The organism is Williamsia sp. Y844, assembly GCF_056786475.1.
The window spans coordinates 2,528,957-2,550,877 of sequence record NZ_JBXCJB010000001.1 but is presented as its reverse complement, the minus strand read 5'-3'; the positions used below and the strand labels follow the sequence as shown (position 1 = coordinate 2,550,877).

The window sequence follows — 21,921 nt, the reverse complement described above, 5'->3', positions numbered from 1 at the left end:
GTCTCAAGCGCTGGTGCTGCCCCCGAGGGCTCTTAGACAGAAGACCCACAGCCGGTCCTTCACGTCGCCCGCGTCATCTGATGCGAATGCGTAGTGGTGGAAAACAGACCGCACCAATTCCGCCACGAACCAGGCGTCGACTTCAGGTGTTTCAGACGTCAGCTGTCCCGCGTCAACAGCGGTCTGAATCTCCTTGCAGAGCAGATCGACCAAGGGCTTCTCGGCAGCTGCCAGTTCGTCCGGGAAGACCCGGTGTAGTCGCCAATGTGTGACGACCATGAACTGGGCGAGCGCGTCACGCCGCGGCCCCTGGTCGGCGCCACCCAGGATCGATGTGATGAAGTAGCGCACCCGATCGAGAGGATCGGGAATCCCGCTCGCACCGCGTTCCCACCGAGTGCACGCCTCTGTCATCGCGTCGCTGATCACTGCGAGAAGCAGCTCGTCTTTGCTCGAGAAGTACCGGTAGAAGGTCTGGAGTGCGACCCCGGCTTCCTTGACCAACTCCTGGGTGGTGAAAGCATCGCCCTTGACCTCGATGAGCCTGCCCGCGGCATCGAGCATCAGGCGCACCTGTTCCGCGATACGCGTCCGCGACCGTTGAACCGCCGCAGAACGTTCGACGGCGCGCTCCTCAGCCCATGACATATCCGGAATACTAGTGGGCCTCACCCGGGTGTCAGCACCACGACAGGAATACTCCGGTCGGTTCGGGATTGGTACACGTCGTAATTGGGCCACAGATCGGTCAAGACCTTCCACAGCCGGGGCTTCTCGGCCTCGGTCGCGGTGCGGGCAATTGCCGCCATCCTGGTCGCTTTGACCTGGAGCCGAACCTGCGGGTTGACGCTCAGATTCAGGTACCACTGAGGGGCCAGTGGTGCTCCCCCCTTCGATGCCACGACCAGCAGGTCATCACCATCACGAGCGAATATGAGAGCCGATGTCAGATCGCGGCCGGATTTCCGGCCGGTGACGGTGAGCAGAAGTGTCGGAACCCCATTCCAGAGATAGCCGGCCTCCCCACCGGTTTCTCGATACACGCGGACGTGTTCTTCGCCCCGAAGGCTCAGGTCCGGTGCCGAGTAGTCAGATCCAGATGTGGACATGGTCACCTCACCGTGCGTCGAACAGGACAGGTATCGCCGTCGCGCCGCGCTCGTACATCCCGATGTATCTGGGTTGCTCGGCGTTCGGGTCGAGCCTCAAATTCGGGAGCCGGTCGAGCAGCGCATTGATGCCCACGGTCATCTCGGCGCGCGCCACATGCATACCCAGGCACATGTGTGACCCCTGCCCGAATGCCAACGTCGGACGTGACGGCCGGGTGATGTCGTAGCTGTCCGGGTCATCCCACCGGGCCGGGTCGCGGTTGGCGGCACCCACACATAGATGCAAGACAGCACCTTTCGGGATGTCGACACCGAAGAACTCGACATCCTCGGTGACAAAACGAGAGAACATCGGGTCGGTCGGGATCCACCGCAACGTCTCGTCGATGGCGGTTTTCAGGAGCTTCCGGTCGCCTCGCACCTGTTCGAGAACTTCGGGGCGCTCCAGGAGCGCGGTGAGGGTCAATCCCATCTGCTTCCACGTCGTACCCGATCCCGCAGTCAACAAGAGCAACGAAAACGAGTAGATCTCGTTGTCGGAAAGCCGTTGGGTCACACCGTTTTCATCGGTCAGCTCGGCCGCGGCCAGCACACTGATCAGATCATCAGTCGGATTCTCACGTCGCGCCGCCACGATGGGTTCGAGGATGTCCACCACCCGTTGCTGGTTCGTGTTCAGGCAGGCACGGATCTCCAAGGCCTGCTCCACCGGGACACCGAAGCTGCCGGTGATCGTCAGCACGGGGATCGCAGCGCAGAAGTCGACATTCAGTTCGGCATGTCCCTGCCCGATGAACCCGTCGATCAGATCCTTGACGCATTCTTCGATCCAGTTCTCGACCCACCACCTGACATTGTTGGGCAGGAAGGACGGCTGAACCAACCCGCGGTAGCGCTTGTGCTGTGCACCACCCATCGAGATCATGCTGGTGCTTGTCCCGAAGCCGCCTGAGCGCGGATCAACCGGCTCAGGCGACGAGGCGAACAACTCCGGATCCCGGAAGGCTTCGAAACACGCGTCGTAGCTGAACGCCGAGAAGTGCGGGCGATCGGGGAACGGAAGCCCCTGGAAGTACAGGTTCTCGGTGAGCCCGGTGAGTTCGTGGACGGTCCCGGGATGAACCGGGCCTTCCTCCCGCAGGCGATGCCAGGCCGGGTACGGATCGCCGTCGTACAACCCGCCGGTCAGCGCGTTGTACGAGCTGCGCAGGTCGAAGAGTTCTCGCAATTTCTCCCGGTCCGGGATAGCGGTGGTCATCGGGCAACCAACCCGCCGTCGATGGGCAACGACACGCCGGTGATGTTGCGGGCCCGGTCCGAAGCCAGGTATACGGTCGCCTCGGCACAATCCTCAGCCGTGATGAAGCGACCCAAAGGATGTTGCGCACCAAACCGTTCGGCCATTTCGGGAGTGGCCGTTGCGGCCGGGTCCAGCCCGCCTGCGGCCATGAACCCGGTCAACGGCATCGCCGACGGACATATCGCGTTCGCCCGGATCCCATGGGGTGCACCCTCGATCGCCACCGAGCGGGTCAGCGAGAGCACCCCCGCCTTGGTCGCGCCGTACACCGAGCCACCGCAGGCGACCAGGCCGGCCACCGAACCGGTGTTGACGATGACCCCGCCGTCGCCCTGCTTTTTGAATTGCAACACCGCATGCTTGCACCCGAAGAACACGCCGCCGAGGTTCACACCGACAAGTCGGCCGAAATCCTCGACGGTGTGATCTTCGAGAAGCGCCCCGAGTCTGGGGGTCGGGATCCCGACATTGTTGACCAGGATGTCCAGGCTCCCGAAGTGCTCAACAGCGGCGGCAACCATGGCCTCCACCTGCTGCTCCACCGAGACGTCGACATCGACGGCGACTGCGGTGCCGTCGGCGGCCTCGATCATCCGCACGGTCTCCTTGGCCTGATCGAGACCGATATCTGCCGCAACCACTTTCGCGCCTTCTTCGGCCAAACGCAGCGCGATGGCCCGTCCCACACCGGATCCGGCGCCGGCGACTATTGCGGCCTTACCGCGAAAGTCAGACATTGGTCAGCACCGGAGGCTCTGCCGGGGTGAAACGGTACAGCCGCTCGGCATTGCCCCGCAGGATCTTGTATTGCAATTCAGGGGTGAAATGCGAAATCCGATCCTTCACCACCGTGATGCAGTTCGGCCACGTCGAGTCAGAATGCGGGTAGTCGGTCTCGCACATGACGTTGTCCTCGCCGATCTCATCGAGGCTCGCCAAACCGTGGACATCGTCGATGAAGCAGCCGAAGATGTGCTTGCGGAAGGTCTCTCGAATATCGAGCTCATTGAGATCGACGTCGGTGCCCGCGTGTCCGCCCCACGTGGCGCCACGCTGCACCCAGTACCGCTGCTTGTCCAGCACCTGCTCCGCACGCTCGAGGAAGTACGGCATCCAACCGATCTCGCCCTCGGACAGCGAGATCTTGAGATTCGGGTAGCGCTGCAGGAAGCTGCTGAAGAGCCAGGTGAGCATGGCACCGGAGGTCCGGGTGGCACCCCAGGCCAGGTTGGCCATGAACGGCGAATCTTTCGAGATCTGCGGCACCGTCGACGACGAACCGACGTGCATCGACACCACCATCTCCAGATCGTTGGCGGCGGCCATGACCGGCTCCCAGTAACGATCCTTGTCGTGAATCGTAGGCAGCCCAAGAGGTTCTGGGTTCTCGGAGAATGCGAACGAGGTCGCACCCTTCGCGGCACAGCGCTCCATCTCCTTGGCGGCCAGCTGCGGATCCCACAGCGGGATGAGGATCAGCGGGATGAAACGTCCCGGTGCCGCGCCTGCCCACTCTTCGAGGTGCCAGTCGTTGTAGGCCTGCAGACAGGTGAATCCGAAGTCCCGGTCACCGGCCTCATAGAAGAGTTGGCCACAGAATCGGGTGACGGTCGGGAATGACAGCGATGCCAGGATGCCTGCGCGGTTCATGTCCTCCACGCGGGCAAGGGGGTCGTAGCAGCCCGGACGCATCTCGTCATAGTTGAGGGGTTCCGGGCTGAACTCTTCTTTGGTCTTGCCGGCCACGGCACTGAGGCCGCTACTCGGCATCCGCTTGCCGTCGTACAGCCAGACGTCGATACCGTTGTCGTCCTTGATCAGGCGAGGCGCTCGGTCACGGTCTTTCTTCGCAACCCGGTCCAGCCAGAGGTTCGGTGGCTCGAGGATGTGATCATCCACCGAGACAAGCCAATCCAGATTGTAGCTACCACCGGTTCCGTTGGTTGTGTTCATTTGGCCAGCTCTCCAATCGACATATGTTTGACTTCCTGAAACTCTCTGATCCCGTCTGGACCGCGTTCTCGGCCCAGACCACTCTGCTTGTAGCCGCCGCTGGGCGCGTAGGCGCTGAAGACGGTGGTGTTGACGTTCACGGCGCCTGCGCGCAGTCTTCGTGCGATACCGACGGCGGCACTGGTGTCACCGCCGTATACCTGTGCGGAGAGTCCGTACACGCTGTCATTCGCCATCTGCACGGCCTCGTCGATGTCGCGGTAGCCGAGGATGCCGATGACAGGTCCGAAAATCTCCTCTTGGGCAGCAGGATTGGCATTGCTCGGCAAGTCGAGCACGGTCGGTTCGAAGTAATATCCGGTGTCCAGGCCTGCCGGCCTGCGGCCGCCGAATCGCACCTTGGCCCCCTGCTCTTCGGCCAATGCGACAAAACGCTCGCACTTTTCCCGCTGCGCCGCGCTGATCACCGGCCCCATCAGCATCCTCGGATCAGTTGGATCGCCGACAGCGATGGATCCGTATGCTGCCGATACCTTTTCGAGAACCTCCTCCTTGTGTTCGGCCGGAACCAACATCCTCGTCGCCGCCACACACGCCTGGCCGGCCGTTCGGGCGACCACCGCCATCGCGCCGATACCGGTGCGACCGATCGCGTCGGGCAGGTAGATCTGAGCCGATTTGCCTCCGAGTTCGAGGGAAAGGCGCTTCACCGTCGGCGCCGCCTGCGCGATGATGTTGCGGCCGGCCACAGTCGACCCGGTGAACGAAACCATGTCGACCGCAGGATGACTGGTCATCAATTGCGCGCCGGCGGTCCCCTCCTCCACCACCACACTCAAGACACCAGGCGGCAACTCCGCGGCATCTGCGGCCAGGCCGAAGATGAGTGACGAGATCGGAGTCAACGGGCTCGGTCGGAGAATCACCGAATTGCCTGCCATCAGTGCTGGGATCAGCTTCTGCAGGCCCATGATGAGTGCCGCGTTGTACGGCGTGATGGCGGCGACCACCCCGACCGGCTCGTGCCGCCGAACGCTGAGGGCGACCCGGCCACGGACGAGGTCGTCCACCGGGACCGGACTCGCCTCTTCATGCGACATCGACCGATAGAGGTCGATGGTCTGCCTTGCCATGGCAACCCCTGCGCGACACTGGGTTTCATCCGCGAAGCGGGTGGGTTGTCCGGCCTCGGCAACCAGGGTGTCGACGAGCGTTTCTCGGTTCGCCTCGATGTGATCGATGAAGGCGTGCAGGACGTCGGCCCTGTCGTCAGATGTGCGGTGCGCCCACGTCCCCTCGTCAAAGGCGCGTCGCGCCTGCGCGATCGCACGTTCAACTTGCCCGATGGGTGTGATGGTGACGTCGGCGACGTGACTCTCATCTGCCGGATTCTGCACGGCCAGCGCCTCATCACCCGTGACCCAATGGCCGGCGATATAGGTTCGCTGTTCAGAAACAATACTCAAATTGACTCCTTATTCGCTGGTAGCAGTAGAACATAGTTCTCGCCTCCACAAGAGTTGAATTCCGAGAATGCCTCCGACAACCTCAGAATCGGTGATTCGAATATGCAATCGCCCCACCAAAATGCGGTGAGGAGTGGCAGGCGAGGGCAGTTGTGACCCGTTCGCGCTGCCGGTCGCCTGCTCGGCCGGCAAGTTGCAGATAACACTCGAGCATTTGCGGAATACCGTGCATCCGACCGTTTCCCAACGCGCCGCCTCCTGACAACGCCGGGATCGCTCCGGGATTGTCGCTGTCGATTCCCCCGGACTCGACAAATCGATGGGCTTGTCCCGGTGGACACAATCCGAGCACTTCGAGCCAGAACCAGACGAATGGGGAAAAGCCGTCGTACACCTGCGGCAGATCTATTTCGGCAATCGGGATACCGATCTTCTCCCGCAATCGACCGACCATCGCAGCGCCGCCGTCGAGGATGTCGTCCAGCGGCCAATGCGACGGTAGACGCCGCCTGCGCGGAGTTCCACCGGACCAGCCGGTGATGTAGACCGGCCGATTGGGAAGATCGCGCGCCCGGTCGGCGGAGGTCAGCACGAATGCGGCGACACCGTCGACCGGAATGTCACAGTCGAAGCGACGTACCGGATCGAACAGCTCTGGCGCCGAAAGATATTCGTCCTTGCTCAACGGCCGGTGATACCAGTGGGACCAGGGAATTCTCGCGCCGTTCTTCCGCGCCTCGGTCACCACGGCCGCCATCGACTCCGCGTCGGCACCATACCGCTGCAGATATTCGTTGTACGGCAGCGCGATCATGGCAAGCGGCCCGAAGAATCCCTGCGGCGCCGTCCACTGCTGGATACCGCGGACCTCCTGCATCGGGTTGCCGTGATAGACCCCCGTTGGATTGTGCAACGCACGGTGAACGAGTACGTACTCGGCAGCACCACTGATCAGAGCATTGACCGCGATGGCCATCGAGCCGGTCAGCTGACCGATCCCGTCAAAGCCTGCGACGTAGTGCGGTTCGACGCCGAGGCGTTGGGCCAGCCATGCCGACGAGACAACGCTGACACCATCTTCCGGCCCTCGCCCACCCGAATTCGGTAGCAGACTGGCGCTGACAAAGCCGTCAACCTGGTCCACTCTCAGACCGGCATCGGCGATTGCGGCGCGCGCAGTGTCGACGGCAACCGCTCCGAGTGGCCGGTCGGCATGTCGCACAATGGCGCTGTGCGCATAGCCGGCTATCGCAATCTTGTTGCGCGCCTGCAGGTCGTCAGTCATCGGCGAGCACGAACGCCGGGACGGAGATGCCGGGCGCCAAATCCTCGAACCCGACGACAACAGCCGTGCCCACCCGGAGCCGATCCGTGACGCCGTCGAGTAGTCGGCCGATCATCCGTAGCTCGGATTGCTCGATGAGTTCGACGTCGACGAGCACCATCGGGAGCAGATCGGCGAACCCCGCCAGGAACGACTGCCGCGCCACCGTCCACGATCGGATGGTTGCGGCTCCACTGACCTCGGTGAACTCGAAGTCCGGTTCTGTTGAGCCGCAATGCGGACACACACTGTCCGGCGGTAGCGCGAACATCTGGCACGCTCGACACCGCGCCATGACGAGACGGTGTTCGGCCGCCGCAGCCCAGTACGGCGCCGACGATGCATCCGGGATCGGCAGCGGGCGCTCGGTTTTCACGGTATGACGCCTGCGCCGCTCAGACCACTGATCTGACTCCAGTCATACCCGAGTTCGAGCAGTACCATCTCGGTGTGTTCGCCGTGCTCGGGTGCTCGCCGCAGTTGCGGAGCCTGCTCGTTGAACTGGATCGGCACGGCAGGCAGGCGATAGACCTGTCCGTCGTCGAGTTTCACCTCTCCGACATAGTCATTGGCGATGACCTGTGGATCGTCGATGACATCTTGCACTGATTGCACGGGCGCCCACGGCGCGTCCAGGTCCGCCAGAATGCCTTTCCATTCGTCGAGTGTGTGCATGGCGAACACCTCGTCCAGTTCGGCGATGCAGGCGGCACTGTTGGCGCGCCGCGCCGCCATGTCTGCAAATCGTGGGTCATCGACGAGGTCGCCCCGGCCGATGAGCCGGGCAAAACCCGGCCAATAGCGATCGCCCTGGAGAAACATCAGCTGGACGTGGCGCATGTCCTTGGTCCGGTATGTCCCGGTCAACGGATTCACCTGTGGCCCACGACCACTCACAGCCTGAACATCACCGCCGTTGAGTGCCGCCAACAAATCTGAGGACAGCATCCACATCGCGGTCGCGAGCAAGGAGACGTCGACCACCGAACCGGTACCGGTCCGGCTGCGCTCCACGATCGCCGATGCAATGCCGAAAGCCAGTGCCATGGCACCATTTCGATCACCCATCGCACCTCGCTGGCTGATGGGATAGTCGCGTTCGGTGGGTGTGAGGGTGTGCCCGACCCCGCCGCGGGCCCAGAATGCCGAACTGTCATAGCCGGGTTGATCTGCGTCCGGTCCACGCACACCGAAGCCGTGGCCACGCGCATAGATCAACCCGGGGTACCGACTGCGCAGAGTCTCGGCATCGAGCCCGAGGCGTGACAGGGCACCCGGTCGAAGACTTGTCAGAAAGACGTCTGCCGTGGCGAGCAGTTCGTGCAGAACCTTCAGTCCCTCATCGCGATGCAGATCGAGCGCAATCGATCGCTTACCTCGATTGGCAAGTGCCATCGACAGATTCACACCACCTCGTTCGCTCCCGATCCCCTGCGTGGCCAGGCCCCGATAAGGATCGCCATCCAATCGCTCCACCCGGACCACCTCGGCACCACCGTCGGCCAGCAAGGCACCGGCGACGGGGACGAACACCCATTGCGCCAGTTCTACGACCCGGATCCCCTCGAACGCACCATGCCCTGTGGTTTCGTCGACGGTCATCGGCCACCCTCCGTCTCGGCCGGGGCAACTCTGAGGTCAACGGCCGAAATGCGCTGTATCGCATCCATGAGCTGCTGCAGGGCGTATGCGGGGTTGAACTCGAGGTGCTTTGTCGCCTCGGAATACTTGAGAACATGTCCGGCGGGAAAGAAGTAGACCTCACCCGGACCAGCCGTCTCATCGGGCCAGTCGGTGTTCGGATAGGTCGCGGTGACCGCCCCTTCGAGCACAAATCCGTAGTGGGGGCACATACACACACCTCCGGGCAGACCCGCCGCGCGGTACAGGTCCGTGCAGTCGCGTGCGCCCTCGGTGGCGGTGTAGCCGACCTCGAGATCCCCCCATTGAACTGAATAGAAATGATCTTTGGCCGCCGGCCAGCGGCCACCTCCGGCATTGGGCAGTTCATCAGGCTTCGCGTGTGGCACAGTCACTCCATTCCGGTCGAAATCGATTGCAGTAGATACTGTTCGACATCCTCATACCGGGGCCACGAACAGGTCCGGAGTCAACGCGTCGTGATCGGCGGCTGCGGTACCGAGCCGCCGCAGGAGTATCTCGATCAACCGCGGTTCAACCTTGGTCGTGATGCCCCACAGGTAGAAGCCGCGAACGATGCCCCGTCGGATCGCGCGCCATGCCACATCGAATGTGGGCGGCTCCACGCCTTGGCCGCGAAGGCAATCGAGGTAGTGCGCCAAGAGATCTCGCTCATTGTCACGACGGTCATCGACGGACAATGCGGTTGCGATATGGGTACCGACATCCATGTACCACATCCCCCGTTGCACCAATTGCCAGTCCACCAGGCTCGGCGCACCCTCGGCGTCCAGAAACAGATTCCCGACATGAGCATCCCCGTGGATCACACACCAGTCCGATGCGGCATGCTCGGCATCCAGGGCGTCGGCGAGACCGATGTACGCCGCGACCAACCCATCGGCATCACGCACTTCTTCGGGAACTCCCGCACCATTGGGCCCGGCGAAGTTCTTTTCGATATGGGCGGTCACGCCGTCGATCCCCCACGCGCGCATCGCACCCTTCAGGCGCGGCGCCAACCACGGCACATCGGCCCATTGCGGCTTCCCCCATGTCGCAGCATGAAGCCGGGCGAACTGGTCCAGGCTCTGCGCGGTCTGATCAGGGGTGAATTCGCTTGCCGCATCGAGAAATACTGCGCCCTGCTCGACGATGTCCTCGGTGATCACCACGCCGTGACGGGTCACCGGGTCGAGATCGGCGTAGACACTTCGCAGCGTCCGGACATCGACCTCCCCGGCGACGTCACGATAGAAACACGCCTCGGGTTCGCCGACAAAACGCCGGTCCCGACCCTCCTCGTTGAAGTACCCCTTGATGCAGAGCGCCGCCGGGAGGCCATCCGGAACGCCGCCTGCGCAGTCAATGGTGAATCGAGCGTTTGTGGAGATCCGGTCCACGATCGGCCCCGGGGTCACGCCGGTCACTTCGATTCCCGGGAATCGAGGAGCGAGCGCAGACGTGAGCCACTCCGGAGACAGGGCTACGTCGAGGGTGTCGGGCACGGGGATCATGAGGCATACACCGCCGCGATACCGGACGATTCAGTCCGCGAAGCCCATGCCCCCGCAGATTCACTCCCATATGACCTGCATGATGTAGAACGTAGTTTCACCATGGAGCAGAATCTAATACTACTTACGGCCGAATTCTGCGTTTTCGCTGAAATCGCTTGTGGTGACCACACCCGACTGAGCGCGAAAACAGTCCAGCACCACCCGGATTGGGGGTCCACCACAGGGTCGATGACCGCGTTCACGAAGCGCTACAGGCAGCCATCTACGTCGGTGTACCCGCCGGAATCGAGGCAATCCTCATCGCTGAATGGGTGCTCAAAGAACTCGACGCAGAAGAGGCCACACGCGCAGCCAGACACCAATTGCCCACCGGACAAGCCACGATGGGTAACTGGTTATCGGTTCCGTGCCCCCTCAGGCAGGCAGGGCGCCGTGTTCGCCCAGTGCAGGCGGCGCACCGTATTCGGGTTCGTAGCCGGTGATCCGGATCGGACTGCCGACCAGACTGAAAGCACCTGCCTTGACCACCATTCCGGGATTCTCCGCCAATGCCTCGGGCAGCGTCCGGATAGCGGCGGCCGGCACCTGCAGCGGACGCAGCCGTGCTTCCCAAGAAGCCGCCGTATCAGTGGCCAGCGCCGCCGTCACCACCGCAAGAACCTCGTCGCGGTTCGCGGCCCGCTCGGCCATGGTGGCAAATCCCTCGATGCCAACCTCGCGCGAGAACGTCCGCCAGAATCCGTCGTGCGTGATGAACAGTGCCAGGTATCCGTCAGCGGTCGGGAACAGCTGCGCCGGAACGTAATAGGAGTGAGCACCATTGGGCATCCGGCGTGGCTCGGTGCCTTCATTCAAGTATGCCGACGCGCGATAGTTGAGCTGCGAGAGCATCACGTCGCGCAGTGACACGTCGACCTGCCCACCCTTACCGGAAATGATCTGCGCGAGAAGACCCAACGCGGCCGTGAGCCCCGTCGAGTTGTCGGCGGCAGAGTATCCGGGCAAGGTCGGCGGTCCGTCCGGATCGCCGGTCAGCGACGCAACGCCGGTGACCGCCTGGATCACGTAATCGAACGCCGGGTCATCACCCTGATCGAGGCCGTACCCGGTGAGCGCAACGCAGACGATCTTGTCGTTCCACTTCTGCAATGCCTCATAGGTCAATCCGAACTTCCGGATCGCCGAGGGCTTCAAATTCACGACCAGCGCATGCGATTCACTGGCAAGTTCACCGAGGCGCGCCTGGCACGCATCGGTGGTGAGGTCGAGGCAGATACTGCGCTTGCCGCGATTGAGGCTCGCAAAATATGCATCGCTCACCTGCCGCGACAGGTCTCCGGTTGCCGGTTCGATCTTGGTGACCTCGGCACCGAGATCCGCGAGCATCATGGTCGCGTAGGGGCCGGCCAGGATGTGCCCGACCTCGAGGACGCGAATCCCGGCCAGGGGTCCAGAACTCATCGCAGGTCCGCCACGAGCCCGGCAATCACGTCCCGGGTGCGGTACTTGGAAGCGATCAACTCATCGCGGGTATCACCGATGGGCAGCAGTCGCATCGACAGGTCTGTCACGCCGGCATCCTCGAACTGCTTGAAGCGCTTCATGATCGCCTCCTCGTCACCGACGGCACACAGGTCGCCGACGGTCTTCGCGTTGCCCTGATCGAGCAGTCGCTGATAGTTCGGAGAGACCTCGGCTTCGGCCAGAATACGGTTCGCCCGCTCCTTGGCCTCATCGACCTGCGAGGGCGCACACAGGCAGACCGGAATACCGGCCACGATGCGAGGCGCGCCGCGTCCGGCCTTCTCCGCCGCAGCGGTGATCTTCGGAACCACGTGATCTGCCACAGCTCGCTCGTCGGCCATCCACAGGATGGTGCCGTCGGCGTGCTGGCCGGCGATGTCGAGCATGACCGGCCCGAGGGCGGCGATCAAGATCGGCAGCGGGGCCACCGGTCCGAGATCGAGTGGGTTGTGCACGTTGTACGTCGAGTTGACGACGTTCACATCACCCGGCGCCTTTTGCGCGGCGTTGAGAACCTCGAGATAGTCACGCGTGAGCCTTGCCGGCTTCTCGTACGGGAGACCGAGCATGTCCTCGATGATCCAGTGGTGCGACGGCCCGACGCCAAGTGCCAGCCGACCCCCGGTTGCCGCATGCGCCGACAATGCCTGTCGGGCAAGGGCAATCGGATGCTGCGCCTGTAGCGGCACCACGGCCGTACCGATTTCGATGCGAGAGGTCTTGGTGCCCATCAACGCGACGGTGATCAGCGCGTCGAAGTCGGTGGGGATTTGCGGCACCCAGGCCGTGTCCATCCCGGCCTCTTCGGCCCAGACGATGTCGGCCATCATCCGGTCGACCTTCTTGGCCGCGTCACCCCGCTCCGGACCAATCATTACCCCGACGCGCACGATACCTCCAAGTTTACGAAATTAGTTCTCCCACATGGCTTGTTGATTCATGTGGCAGATTGGTCCTGGTTCTCGTCGGGCGGCCTCAGGCCGGTGCCGCGGTACCTGTCAGTTCCCGCATACCGCTCACGAGCTTGTCGAGCGGGGTCGCCGTTGGGAACACGGCCGCCGCGCCGATGTCGAGTAGCTTCTGCACGTCGGACTGCGGAATCGTGCCGCCGACAATCACTTTGATGTCTCCGGCTCCGGCCTCACGCAGAGCGTCGACCACGCGCTTGGTCAGGCCGATGTGGGCGCCCGAGAGAATGCTCAGACCAACCACGGTGCAGTCTTCCTGCAGTGCAATCGAGACGATGTCCTCGATCCGCTGCCGAATACCGGTGTAGATCACCTCGAATCCCGCATCACGCAGGGTGCGGGCAACGATCTTGGCGCCTTTGTCGTGGCCGTCGAGGCCGGGCTTGGCGACGAGGATACGGGCGGTCATCAGAACACCACCGGCTGCGAGAATTCGCCCCACACGTCTTTGAGTGCGGTGGTCATCTCTCCGACGGTGCAGTATGCATTTGCACAATCGATCAAGGGTTGCATGAGGTTTTCCGTTCCTTCCGCGGCTCGCGACAATTGCGCCAGCGTGTTCTTCACGGCCTCGTCATCACGCTCGGCCTTGACCTTCGCCAAACGCTTGAGCTGCAACTCGCGCCCTTCGGCGTCGAGTTCGTAGGTTGCGATATCCGGTGCGGCCTCTTCGGATGCAAAGCGGTTCACACCGACAACCGGGCGGACGCCACCCTCGATCTCCTGGTGGATCTTGTACGCCTCGTCGGCGATGAGCCCCTGCAGGTAACCATCTTCGATCGCGGCAACCATGCCACCGTGATTCTCGAGATCGCTCATGATCTCGATGATCTTCTTCTCGGTGGCGTCGGTGAGAGCCTCCACGAAGTACGAGCCACCGAGCGGATCGGCGACGCGGGTGACACCGGTTTCCAGGGCCAGGATCTGCTGGGTGCGCAGCGCCATCGTTGCCGACTCCTCGCTGGGAAGCGCGAAGGGCTCATCCCAGGCGGCGGTGAACATCGACTGCACACCACCGAGGACCGAGGCCATCGCCTCGTAGGCGACGCGGACCAGGTTGTTCTGGGCCTGCGGTGCGTACAGCGAGGCGCCGCCTGCCACACAGCCGAACCGGAACATCGCGGCCTTCTCCGTCTTGGCGCCGTACCGTTCCCGCACGATCGTCGCCCAGCGGCGACGGCCGGCCCGGTACTTGGCGATCTCCTCGAAGAAGTCGCCATGTGTGTAGAAGAAGAAGGAGATCTGCGGCGCGAACTGATCGATGGTCATCCGACCGCGCTCGACAACCGTGTCGCAATAGGTGACACCGTCGGCGAGCGTGAAGGCCATCTCCTGCACGGCATTTGCACCCGCGTCACGGAAATGCGCACCGGCAACCGAGATGGCGTTGAAACGCGGGACCTCGGCGGCACAGAACTCGATGGTGTCGGCGATCAGTCGCAGCGACGGCTCCGGTGGCCAGATCCAGGTGCCACGCGAGGCGTACTCCTTGAGTACGTCGTTCTGGATTGTGCCCGTGAGTTTTTCGCGGGGCACACCCTTCTTCTCGGCGGCAGCGACATAGAGGGCCAGCAGAATCGCGGCCGTGCCGTTGATCGTGAAGCTGGTGCTGATCTTGTCCAGCGGGATGTCGGCGAACAAGATCTCTGCGTCCGCGAGGGTGTCGACCGCACACCCCACCCGGCCGACCTCGTCGGTGAACTCGGGATCGTCGGAGTCGTAACCGCACTGGGTCGGAAGATCGAGTGCCACCGAAAGTCCGGTGCCACCCTGCCCGAGCAGGTACTTGTACCGCTCATTGGACTCTTCGGCGGTTCCGAATCCGGAGTACTGACGGAAGGTCCAGAGTCGTCCCCGATAGCCCGACGGAAAGTTACCGCGGGTGAAAGGGAACTCGCCTGGGGCGGGCGGGGTCGACCCCTCGGGATTCGGTCCGTACACCGACTCAAGAGGGATGCCAGAGGAGGTTTCCACGTTCTCGTTCATTGTTGAATACCGTACTTGCAAAAAATGAGAATGCCAATACCATTTATCGTGAATGGTCCTTGAGCTGCTGCTCAACGCAGTGGCAACGGGCCAATCGGAGAGAGGACCGCACACCAGATGACCACCGACGCCACCCGCCGCGAGACTTATGACGCAGGTATGAAGGTTCGCGAGGAGGTGGTCGGGGCCGAGTACGTCGCACGTGCGGTCGCCGCCACCACCGATTTCACCCGCCCGATGCAGGAGCTGGTGACCGAGTATTGCTGGGGCGCGGTGTGGACCCGCCCCGGACTCGGGCGCCGCGAACGCTCGATGATCAACCTGGCGATGCTCACCGCCCTGGGCAAACCGACCGAACTCGCCGCCCACGTCCGCGGCGCACTCACCAACGGGGTGACCCCGGAAGAAATCCAGGAGGTCCTGTTGCAGACCGCGATCTATGTCGGTGTCCCGGCTGCGCTCGAATCCTTCCGAGTGGCAAACGAAATCGTTGCGGAGCACCTCGCATGAGCGCACGAGAGAAGAATCGGGTCGCGTTCGTCGGCTTGGGCAACATGGGCGCGCAGATGTCGATCCGACTGCTCGACGCCGGTTACGACGTCGTCGGATTCGACCCGACCGAAGCAGCTCGCGAAGCCCTCGTCACCGCGGGCGGCAGGTCCGCCACCACCGCGGCCGAAGCCGTCGTCGGTGCCGAATACGTCATCCTCATGCTGCCGAGTTCACGTGTCGTCGAGGTCGTGCTCGGTGACGAGGCGGTACTGGCCGCACTGAATCCCGGGACCACCGTCATCGACATGAGCTCGTCGGAGCCACTGTCGACGGTCGAACTCGCGAAGGCGGTCGAGAAAACCGGAGCAGTCCTGGTCGACGCACCGGTCTCCGGTGGAGTTGTCGGTGCGCAGGGCGGGAAGCTGACGATCATGGCAGGCGGTACCGCAGAAGCCGTCGGCGCGATCTCCGATGTGATGGCGCCGATGGGAACGATGACCCGGGTCGGCGACACCGGTGCAGGTCACGCCCTGAAGTCGATCAACAACCTGATGGCAGCGGTCGGTCTCTTGGTCACCTCCGAAGGCGTCGCCATCGGACGGCGTTTCGGTCTCGACCAAGAGCTGATGGTGTCGATGCTGAACTCATCAAGCGGCCAGAATGCGGCCACGGATGTGAAGTTTCCCCGGTTCGTCATCCCCGAGACCTATAACTCGGGCTTCCGGATGGAACTGATGCTGAAGGACATGCGGATCGCCACCGGACTCGCATCGGCGATCGGTGTCCCCACCCCGCTCGGCGAACGAGCTGTCGAGGTCTGGGCTACCGCCGACAAAGACCTCGGTCCCGGAGCCGATCAGACCGAGATTGCGAAGTGGACTACTTCCCAAACCCGATAATGTGCCCTTTTGGCGCAGGTTTTCCCAGGTGGACGCCGCCAGAACCCCACACTATCGGGGGGCGGTAGGCGACTGGGCGAAGTGCGCCTCGATGATGGCCCGGACGGTGTGCCGGCAGCGACCACAGTCGCGGCCGGCACCACAGGCATTCGCAACTTCTTTGGACGTGCGTGCCCCGTCGATCACGGCCTGCTCGACGACGTGACTCGTAACCCCTTGGCACAAACAGACATACATCGCGGATACCTGCGACTAACCGATCATCTGTAGTTCCATGACCCGCTCCAACTTTCCGACGAACAGCGGCGGGTACACGCCGACACCCGCGCCCTGCATCCATTCGGCAGCGGCGTCAGGTCGCTCGACCCAGGCGATGGCATTTTCCTCGGTGTCGAGTTCCACCAGGATCATCACTTCCTGGCGATCGTCGAAGGCCTGATAGATCCAGACCTTGCGCACCCCGGAGGCAATGAACCGCCGCAAACTGACACGGACCTTTTCCAGCAGAGTCGTCACGTCGTCCACCGGCGCAATGGCGGCGACGATGATGCCCGAATCCCCTGACGCGGGCGATTCGAGTTCGATTTTTTCGACGACATCGCCTGCGAACATCGGTGGAATTTCTTCGACGCCTGCCGCGTCGTACCAATCCATCACCGCGGGGCTCCGCAAGAGTTTGTCGATCGATCCCCGATCACGCAGTCCCAGCGTGGCGAACACGCGTTTGGGATCGTGAAGCGCCCGGTAGACAACGAGGTGATGGGCGCCGAGACGGGCAAGCGAATCATTGTTCACCGCAAGGCGTTCCAGGATTCCGGCTTCGTCGGACACGGAGAAGTCCGCGGCCAGAATTCGCGAATGCTGGGTCATTTGAGCCCGTCCCTGCTGTCTAAGGTCTGTCATTGCCGGTCGAATCGCCATGCTACCGGGTAAATTGATTTGAGCGCGTGGGTTCATACGGCCCCACCAGGACCAGCCCTCCCGGTGTCTGAAAACACCCGCTTCTTTTGACGTGAGGAGAAACCATGCAAGGAGATCCCGAGGTTCTCAAACTGCTCAATGAGCAGTTGACCAGTGAACTGACGGCAATCAACCAGTACTTCCTGCATTCGAAAATGCAGGAACATTGGGGATTCACCGAAATAGCCGCCACCACCCGCGCCGAATCCTTCGACGAGATGAACCATGCCGAAGCGCTCACCAACCGGATCCTGCTGCTCGACGGCCTGCCCAACTACCAGCGGTTGTTCTCGCTGAAAGTGGGCCAGACCCTGCGCGAGCAATTCGTCAGCGACCGGGCCATCGAGGTCGACGTCATCAACCGACTGAAACCGGGAATCGCGATGTGCCGTGAGAAACACGACACCACCAGTGCAATTTTGCTGGAAGGGATTCTGGCCGACGAGGAAATACATCTCGACTATCTCGACACCCAACTCGAGTTGATGGACACGCTCGGCGAGGCGCTATACCTCGCGCAGTGCGTGGCACGCCCTCCGAAGTGATCCGGGTCGGTCGCGTGTAGGTCGTTGAGGCGATATCGACGCCCCCCGGCTCTGCGACTACCCTCGGTTCCAAAGGCGATGACACGAGGGCCTGACACCGGGCCCTCGTGTTTTCGCATGGTTCACGTGAGGAATTGATGTTCAAGAAGGTCGGCACGGTCATCGCAGCCCTGTGTGCTCTACTCGCACTCACCAGCCTGGGGGTGTCGACCGCAACGGCAGCCCCTGCGAAGATCGACCTCGGCGGTGGGTCCGGACTGCTGTTCCCAGAAGGTCGCGGCGGATTCAGTGCGTGCACCCTGACCACCATCGGACACGATCAGAACAACGCCCTTGTCGGACTGACCGCCGGACATTGCGGGGATGCCGGTACGCCGGTCCTCGCAGAATCGGCCAGGTCCGCGGGGTATATCGGCCAGATCGTGTACACGAACGAGGTTCTCGACTACGCGATAATCCGGTTCGATGCCGCCAAGGTCAATCCCGTCCGACAGATCGGCGGCGTGACGATTCGCGGACTTCGCACGCAGGCGCCGCAATTCCTCGAATTCGCATGCAAGGAAGGCCGCACCACCGGCAATACCTGCGGCATCACCTGGTTCTCGGACGGCTTTGCGCACTTCAGCCAGATCTGCGTCGTCGAGGGTGATTCCGGTAGCCCGGTGGTTGTCGGCGACCGCCTCGTCGGCATGGTCAACGCCTACTACTTCCTCGGCTGCATCGGCCCCGAGACCGGCACCAACATCAAGCCGATCCTCGACGACATGCGTCAGCGCGGCATCACGGACTTCCGCGTCGTCTGACCTCTGCGGTCGGGAACTTTCCTGATTCCGCCCACCTCTGCGACTCCCCCGAACCCGATCTCGGCATCGACGTCGGCACCGAAGGGAGCCTGCGGCAGGTGGGCGGTTTTCATTGCGTTCTGATAGATCGCAACAAAGGCTACGGCCAGCGCCACGCCGAGTAAGACTGCGATTATCACGGCTTCGATTTCCATGTCCAAAACTATGCGCTCGAAAAGATCAAGCCAACAGTGGCCGATTTGACCTTCGTCGCAAATTTACTGCCATACTGGTTATGTGTTGAGATCAGCCGCAGTCATCTTGCAAGAACCCGTGGCGGCGTTCGAGTACGGCGTTGTCAGCGAGGTCTTCGGCGTTGATCGCACCGACGAGGGCGTACCCCGAATCGATTTTCGGGTGTGCGGGATCGAACCGGGCAAGCCACTGAACTTCACCACCGGCGCCCAAATCATCCCCACCTACGGACTCGACGCCTGCGCCGACGCCGACCTCGTGGCGATCCCGGCCGGGCGGCTCACCGCGGACTACCCCGAAGAAGTACTCGATGTCCTTCGTGCGGCTGACAAGCGTGGCGCCTACATCCTGTCGGTCTGCACCGGCGCGTTTGTGCTCGCCGCCGCCGGACTCCTCAACGGGAAGTCAGCCACGACGCACTGGCGGTACGGCACGCAGATGTCCGAACTGTTCCCCGAGGTCCGCATCAACACCGACGTCCTCTATGTCCAAGAGGGCAACATCATCACCAGCGCAGGCACGGCCGCCGGTATCGATGCCAGCCTGCACCTGATCCGGACGGAACTCGGACCGATCGCGGCAAACAAGATCGCCCGGCGGATGGTGGTGCCTCCCCATCGCGATGGCGGGCAACGTCAATTCGTGAAAGAGCCTGTCCCCGAATGTGATAGCGACGGATTCGGGCAGGTCCTAGGCTGGATGCTGACCAATCTCGACACCGATATAGCCATTTCCGACATGGCCGCAAAAGCGCATATGTCGCCGCGCACGTTTGCCCGCAGATTCCGCGACGAGGTGGGCACCAGTCCGCTTCGGTGGCTCACCGAGCAACGGGTGCTGGCCGCGCAGGGATTGCTGGAGTCGAGTGATCACGGCATCGAGGAGATCGCGCGGCAGGTGGGATTCGGTTCGGCAACGCTGCTGCGTCACCACTTCTCGACCGCTGTGGGCATCACACCCACCGCGTTCCGGGGCCGCTTCGGCTGCGTCGGCTGACTCCGGCGTCCCTCTACGATGGGTCCGACCCCCGACCGGAAGCAGCGGAGACGATGACCAGCAACTCAGGCGATTCAGGTGACCGCCGTCCGGATCTGAACAAGCATCCGGACAACACCGAAGCGACGCAAGCATTTACGCCCCCGGTCAATCCCTACCCTGCGCAACCGACGTACCCGACATCGTCGTCCGACCAGTTCGCGCCGTATACCCCTCCGCAGTACGGGGATCCGCTGCAAACCCACTACCCCTCGCAGCAGTATCCGCCACAGCAATACCCGACGCCCCAATACCCGGCACCCCAATACCAGGCACTGCAGTATCCCGAGCCCGAGTTCGCGATGGGTGGCCCTCCGCCGGTGCGGCTACAACCCGCCGCGATCGCAGCAACTCGCGCGCTCGGGGCCGTGGCAATGGTGGGTGCATTGCTGTTCATCGCGTACGGCTGGTTGACATGGGCTTCGTTCGAGCCGAAATACACCGATGCGGCAAAGGTTTCGGTCAACGGCTGGGGTCAGGTGTTCCAGGATGGTTCGCAGCTGATCATGGATCCGGGAACAACCGGGACACCCTTCGCGGCGATCTTCATCCCGTTCTTGGTACTGCCGGTGGCCATTTTGGCGCTGCTGGTCATGTGCAACATCGGCCGTTTCGGCAACTCTGTCGCGATCCTCGTCCTGTCGGTCTTACACCTGTTCGTGGCACTGGTATTTCTTGCCGTTCCCAGCACGTGCATCATCTTCGACGATGACGAGGATTCGACCCTGTTCGAAGGGCTGAACGACTTCTCGACCGGGCCTGGCGCCATCCTGGCAACCGTGACATTGGTGGTCATGACCGGGACAAGCATCGCGGGAATCGTCCTGGGTCACAAAAAGATCAACCCACCCTCTGCACCGGCCGGATACGGCGGATATCCCGGATACTGATCCCTCAGTCGGCCGGGGTGTCGGGCTCATAGGAATCGGCGAACGAGATCCGCGGCATCGCGGTCGCCGCGTAAACCGTCAGCGCCAGGAACACCAAGAAGGTCAGTGCGAAACCGGCTGCAACAGCCGCAAATCCGTAGTGGACGGCGCGTTCGATGATGCCGTCGCCGGACACCCACAACGAGGCAAATGCCGACAGCACGGTACCCAGTAGCGCCCAGGCTGCTCCCCTTGCCCGCGGTCCAACGGTCGACACATAGAACAACCGCTCATAGATGGCCGTCTCGAACTCGTCGACGGCGGCCGCCCGCACCGGATCGTCCCCGGCGACCGTCCGCAGTTTCACCGCCAGTTCGACGTCCTTGCCGAGACGCTGCGCCTCGGTCTGCCGATACCAGACGTACAGGCCCACCCCGATGACCACCGCCAGAACGAAAATCCCAACACCCACTGCCGCCCACGATGTGTCATTCACCTGACACACGTTACAGAAAACGTCCTATCACGCCAGCGCGCCCGAGGCCGCGGACGACACCGGTGATCATTTGAACTGTGTATGGGTCTGTTCACCGGAGTCCGGGATGCCTACGATAATGCGGTACCAAAGTGCAGTTTTCGAACTCATAGGGGAATGGGTCAGATGGCCGAGTTGATCGGATTGACCAAGCGCGTTGTCGAAGCACGCCTGAACAACACGTCAGTCAAGGCAGTGAGCGGATCGATGATCTCGTACCAGGGGCAGGTCGAATTCAAATCGGCCGGATTCGGCGGCGGATCAGGCGTTCTCGCCGGCCTCAAACAAAAGGCGACAGGCGAATCGCTGAAGTTGATGGAGTGCACCGGAAATGGCATCGTGCACCTGGCGATCAATGCGCAGTACACCACCGTTCTGCAACTCAACAACGAGACCATCCAGGTCGAGTCGCGCCAACTCCTGGCCATGGCAGGCAACTTGCAGACCAATGTCCAATTTTCCGGAGTCGGCGGGATGTCCAGCGGTCAAGGACTTTTCACCACCACGGTGACCGGCAGCGGCCAGGTCGCGTTGTTGTCGGCAGGCGGACCGCTGATTCACCTCGAGGTCAATCCCAATCTCCCGTTGGTGGTCGATCCAGACGCATTTGTCTCCGCCAAAGGCCAACTACAGCAGTCCTTTGTCACCGATGTCAGCTGGCGTTCGATGATCGGCCAAGACGGCGGTGAGGCCTTTTCACTGCGCTGGCAGGGTCAGGGTGTTGTGTCCATCCAACCGGCGGAGCGGTGAGCGAC

Annotated in this window: 26 protein-coding genes; 7 read left to right on the top strand and 19 right to left on the bottom strand. The window is 62.5% G+C overall.

Features of this window, described 5'->3' with window-relative positions:
- Positions 1-3: 3 nt before the first annotated feature.
- From AC1TQG_RS11730 to AC1TQG_RS11660, 15 genes are all read right to left on the bottom strand, one after another.
- On the bottom strand, positions 4-648 hold the full coding sequence (locus AC1TQG_RS11730) for a TetR/AcrR family transcriptional regulator (RefSeq protein ID WP_482137075.1): 645 nt from the start codon (positions 646-648) through the stop codon (positions 4-6).
- 20 nt (positions 649-668) lie between these two features.
- A complete protein-coding gene (locus tag AC1TQG_RS11725; protein WP_482137074.1) occupies positions 669-1,109 on the bottom strand; it encodes a nitroreductase family deazaflavin-dependent oxidoreductase in 441 nt (146 codons plus the stop codon).
- A gap of 7 nt (positions 1,110-1,116) precedes the next feature.
- Positions 1,117-2,370 carry a cytochrome P450 gene (locus AC1TQG_RS11720; protein WP_482137073.1) on the bottom strand — a complete coding sequence of 418 codons (1,254 nt, stop codon included), beginning with the start codon at positions 2,368-2,370 and terminating at the stop codon, positions 1,117-1,119.
- Positions 2,367-3,149 carry an SDR family NAD(P)-dependent oxidoreductase gene (locus tag AC1TQG_RS11715; protein ID WP_482137072.1) on the bottom strand — a complete coding sequence of 261 codons (783 nt, stop codon included), beginning with the start codon at positions 3,147-3,149 and terminating at the stop codon, positions 2,367-2,369. The genes AC1TQG_RS11720 and AC1TQG_RS11715 overlap by 4 nt, the downstream gene beginning before the upstream one ends.
- Entirely contained in the window at positions 3,142-4,365 is a 1,224-nt protein-coding gene (locus AC1TQG_RS11710) for an amidohydrolase family protein (RefSeq protein ID WP_482137071.1), read from the bottom strand. Before AC1TQG_RS11710 ends, AC1TQG_RS11715 begins: the two co-directional genes overlap by 8 nt.
- Positions 4,362-5,831, bottom strand: coding sequence for an aldehyde dehydrogenase family protein (locus AC1TQG_RS11705; RefSeq protein WP_482137070.1), 1,470 nt, complete (start codon positions 5,829-5,831; stop codon positions 4,362-4,364). The genes AC1TQG_RS11710 and AC1TQG_RS11705 overlap by 4 nt, the downstream gene beginning before the upstream one ends.
- Before the next feature lie 82 nt (positions 5,832-5,913).
- Positions 5,914-7,116, bottom strand: a complete 1,203-nt coding sequence (locus AC1TQG_RS11700; RefSeq protein WP_482137069.1) for a thiolase family protein — start codon at positions 7,114-7,116, stop codon at positions 5,914-5,916.
- Positions 7,109-7,531 (bottom strand): Zn-ribbon domain-containing OB-fold protein, encoded by a 423-nt coding sequence (locus AC1TQG_RS11695; protein WP_482137068.1) that lies wholly within the window; start codon positions 7,529-7,531, stop codon positions 7,109-7,111. The genes AC1TQG_RS11700 and AC1TQG_RS11695 overlap by 8 nt, the downstream gene beginning before the upstream one ends.
- On the bottom strand, positions 7,528-8,757 hold the full coding sequence (locus tag AC1TQG_RS11690) for a CaiB/BaiF CoA transferase family protein (RefSeq protein ID WP_482137067.1): 1,230 nt from the start codon (positions 8,755-8,757) through the stop codon (positions 7,528-7,530). The genes AC1TQG_RS11695 and AC1TQG_RS11690 overlap by 4 nt, the downstream gene beginning before the upstream one ends.
- Entirely contained in the window at positions 8,754-9,185 is a 432-nt protein-coding gene (locus AC1TQG_RS11685; RefSeq protein WP_482137066.1) for a cupin domain-containing protein, read from the bottom strand. The genes AC1TQG_RS11690 and AC1TQG_RS11685 overlap by 4 nt, the downstream gene beginning before the upstream one ends.
- A gap of 51 nt (positions 9,186-9,236) precedes the next feature.
- A complete protein-coding gene (locus AC1TQG_RS11680) occupies positions 9,237-10,313 on the bottom strand; it encodes a phosphotransferase (RefSeq protein WP_482137065.1) in 1,077 nt (358 codons plus the stop codon).
- Positions 10,314-10,730: 417 nt separating this feature from the next.
- Positions 10,731-11,777 carry a CaiB/BaiF CoA transferase family protein gene (locus tag AC1TQG_RS11675; RefSeq protein WP_482137064.1) on the bottom strand — a complete coding sequence of 349 codons (1,047 nt, stop codon included), beginning with the start codon at positions 11,775-11,777 and terminating at the stop codon, positions 10,731-10,733.
- Entirely contained in the window at positions 11,774-12,730 is a 957-nt protein-coding gene (locus tag AC1TQG_RS11670) for a TIGR03564 family F420-dependent LLM class oxidoreductase (protein WP_482137063.1), read from the bottom strand. The genes AC1TQG_RS11675 and AC1TQG_RS11670 overlap by 4 nt, the downstream gene beginning before the upstream one ends.
- 85 nt (positions 12,731-12,815) lie before the next feature.
- Positions 12,816-13,217 carry a cobalamin B12-binding domain-containing protein gene (locus AC1TQG_RS11665; RefSeq protein ID WP_482137062.1) on the bottom strand — a complete coding sequence of 134 codons (402 nt, stop codon included), beginning with the start codon at positions 13,215-13,217 and terminating at the stop codon, positions 12,816-12,818.
- On the bottom strand, positions 13,217-14,794 hold the full coding sequence (locus AC1TQG_RS11660; protein ID WP_482137061.1) for a methylmalonyl-CoA mutase family protein: 1,578 nt from the start codon (positions 14,792-14,794) through the stop codon (positions 13,217-13,219). The genes AC1TQG_RS11665 and AC1TQG_RS11660 overlap by 1 nt, the downstream gene beginning before the upstream one ends.
- Positions 14,795-14,911: 117 nt before the next feature.
- Here AC1TQG_RS11660 and pcaC point away from each other — a divergent pair, with 117 nt between their 5' ends.
- Both pcaC and AC1TQG_RS11650 read left to right on the top strand, forming a co-directional pair.
- Positions 14,912-15,304, top strand: a complete 393-nt coding sequence (gene pcaC, locus AC1TQG_RS11655) for a 4-carboxymuconolactone decarboxylase (RefSeq protein ID WP_482137060.1) — start codon at positions 14,912-14,914, stop codon at positions 15,302-15,304.
- Entirely contained in the window at positions 15,301-16,185 is an 885-nt protein-coding gene (locus AC1TQG_RS11650) for an NAD(P)-dependent oxidoreductase (RefSeq protein ID WP_482137059.1), read from the top strand. The genes pcaC and AC1TQG_RS11650 overlap by 4 nt, the downstream gene beginning before the upstream one ends.
- A gap of 51 nt (positions 16,186-16,236) precedes the next feature.
- On the opposite strand, the gene AC1TQG_RS11645 is transcribed toward AC1TQG_RS11650, so the two are convergent.
- Positions 16,237-16,422 carry a (2Fe-2S)-binding protein gene (locus AC1TQG_RS11645; protein ID WP_482137058.1) on the bottom strand — a complete coding sequence of 62 codons (186 nt, stop codon included), beginning with the start codon at positions 16,420-16,422 and terminating at the stop codon, positions 16,237-16,239.
- A gap of 15 nt (positions 16,423-16,437) precedes the next feature.
- The gene (locus AC1TQG_RS11640) at positions 16,438-17,055 is read right to left on the bottom strand and encodes a fatty-acid--CoA ligase (protein ID WP_482137057.1); all 618 of its coding nucleotides are present in this window, start codon (positions 17,053-17,055) and stop codon (positions 16,438-16,440) included.
- 155 nt (positions 17,056-17,210) lie between these two features.
- Here AC1TQG_RS11640 and bfr point away from each other — a divergent pair, with 155 nt between their 5' ends.
- Both bfr and AC1TQG_RS11630 read left to right on the top strand, forming a co-directional pair.
- Positions 17,211-17,690: a bacterioferritin gene (bfr, locus tag AC1TQG_RS11635; protein WP_482137056.1), complete on the top strand. Its 480-nt coding sequence runs from the start codon at positions 17,211-17,213 to the stop codon at positions 17,688-17,690.
- Between the two features lie 137 nt (positions 17,691-17,827).
- On the top strand, positions 17,828-18,493 hold the full coding sequence (locus tag AC1TQG_RS11630; RefSeq protein ID WP_482137055.1) for a chymotrypsin family serine protease: 666 nt from the start codon (positions 17,828-17,830) through the stop codon (positions 18,491-18,493).
- Here AC1TQG_RS11630 and AC1TQG_RS11625 read toward each other — a convergent pair.
- On the bottom strand, positions 18,460-18,687 hold the full coding sequence (locus AC1TQG_RS11625; RefSeq protein WP_482137054.1) for a hypothetical protein: 228 nt from the start codon (positions 18,685-18,687) through the stop codon (positions 18,460-18,462). The genes AC1TQG_RS11630 and AC1TQG_RS11625 overlap by 34 nt on opposite strands.
- An 82-nt stretch (positions 18,688-18,769) precedes the next feature.
- Here AC1TQG_RS11625 and AC1TQG_RS11620 point away from each other — a divergent pair, with 82 nt between their 5' ends.
- Entirely contained in the window at positions 18,770-19,723 is a 954-nt protein-coding gene (locus AC1TQG_RS11620; protein WP_482137053.1) for a helix-turn-helix domain-containing protein, read from the top strand.
- A 53-nt stretch (positions 19,724-19,776) separates the two neighbouring features.
- The gene (locus AC1TQG_RS11615) at positions 19,777-20,652 is read left to right on the top strand and encodes a hypothetical protein (protein ID WP_482137052.1); all 876 of its coding nucleotides are present in this window, start codon (positions 19,777-19,779) and stop codon (positions 20,650-20,652) included.
- A gap of 4 nt (positions 20,653-20,656) precedes the next feature.
- On the opposite strand, the gene AC1TQG_RS11610 is transcribed toward AC1TQG_RS11615, so the two are convergent.
- Positions 20,657-21,127, bottom strand: coding sequence for a hypothetical protein (locus AC1TQG_RS11610; protein ID WP_482137051.1), 471 nt, complete (start codon positions 21,125-21,127; stop codon positions 20,657-20,659).
- Between the two features lie 165 nt (positions 21,128-21,292).
- On the opposite strand from AC1TQG_RS11610, the gene AC1TQG_RS11605 reads away from it, so the two are divergent.
- Positions 21,293-21,916, top strand: coding sequence for an AIM24 family protein (locus AC1TQG_RS11605; protein WP_482137050.1), 624 nt, complete (start codon positions 21,293-21,295; stop codon positions 21,914-21,916).
- Positions 21,917-21,921 lie beyond the last annotated feature (5 nt).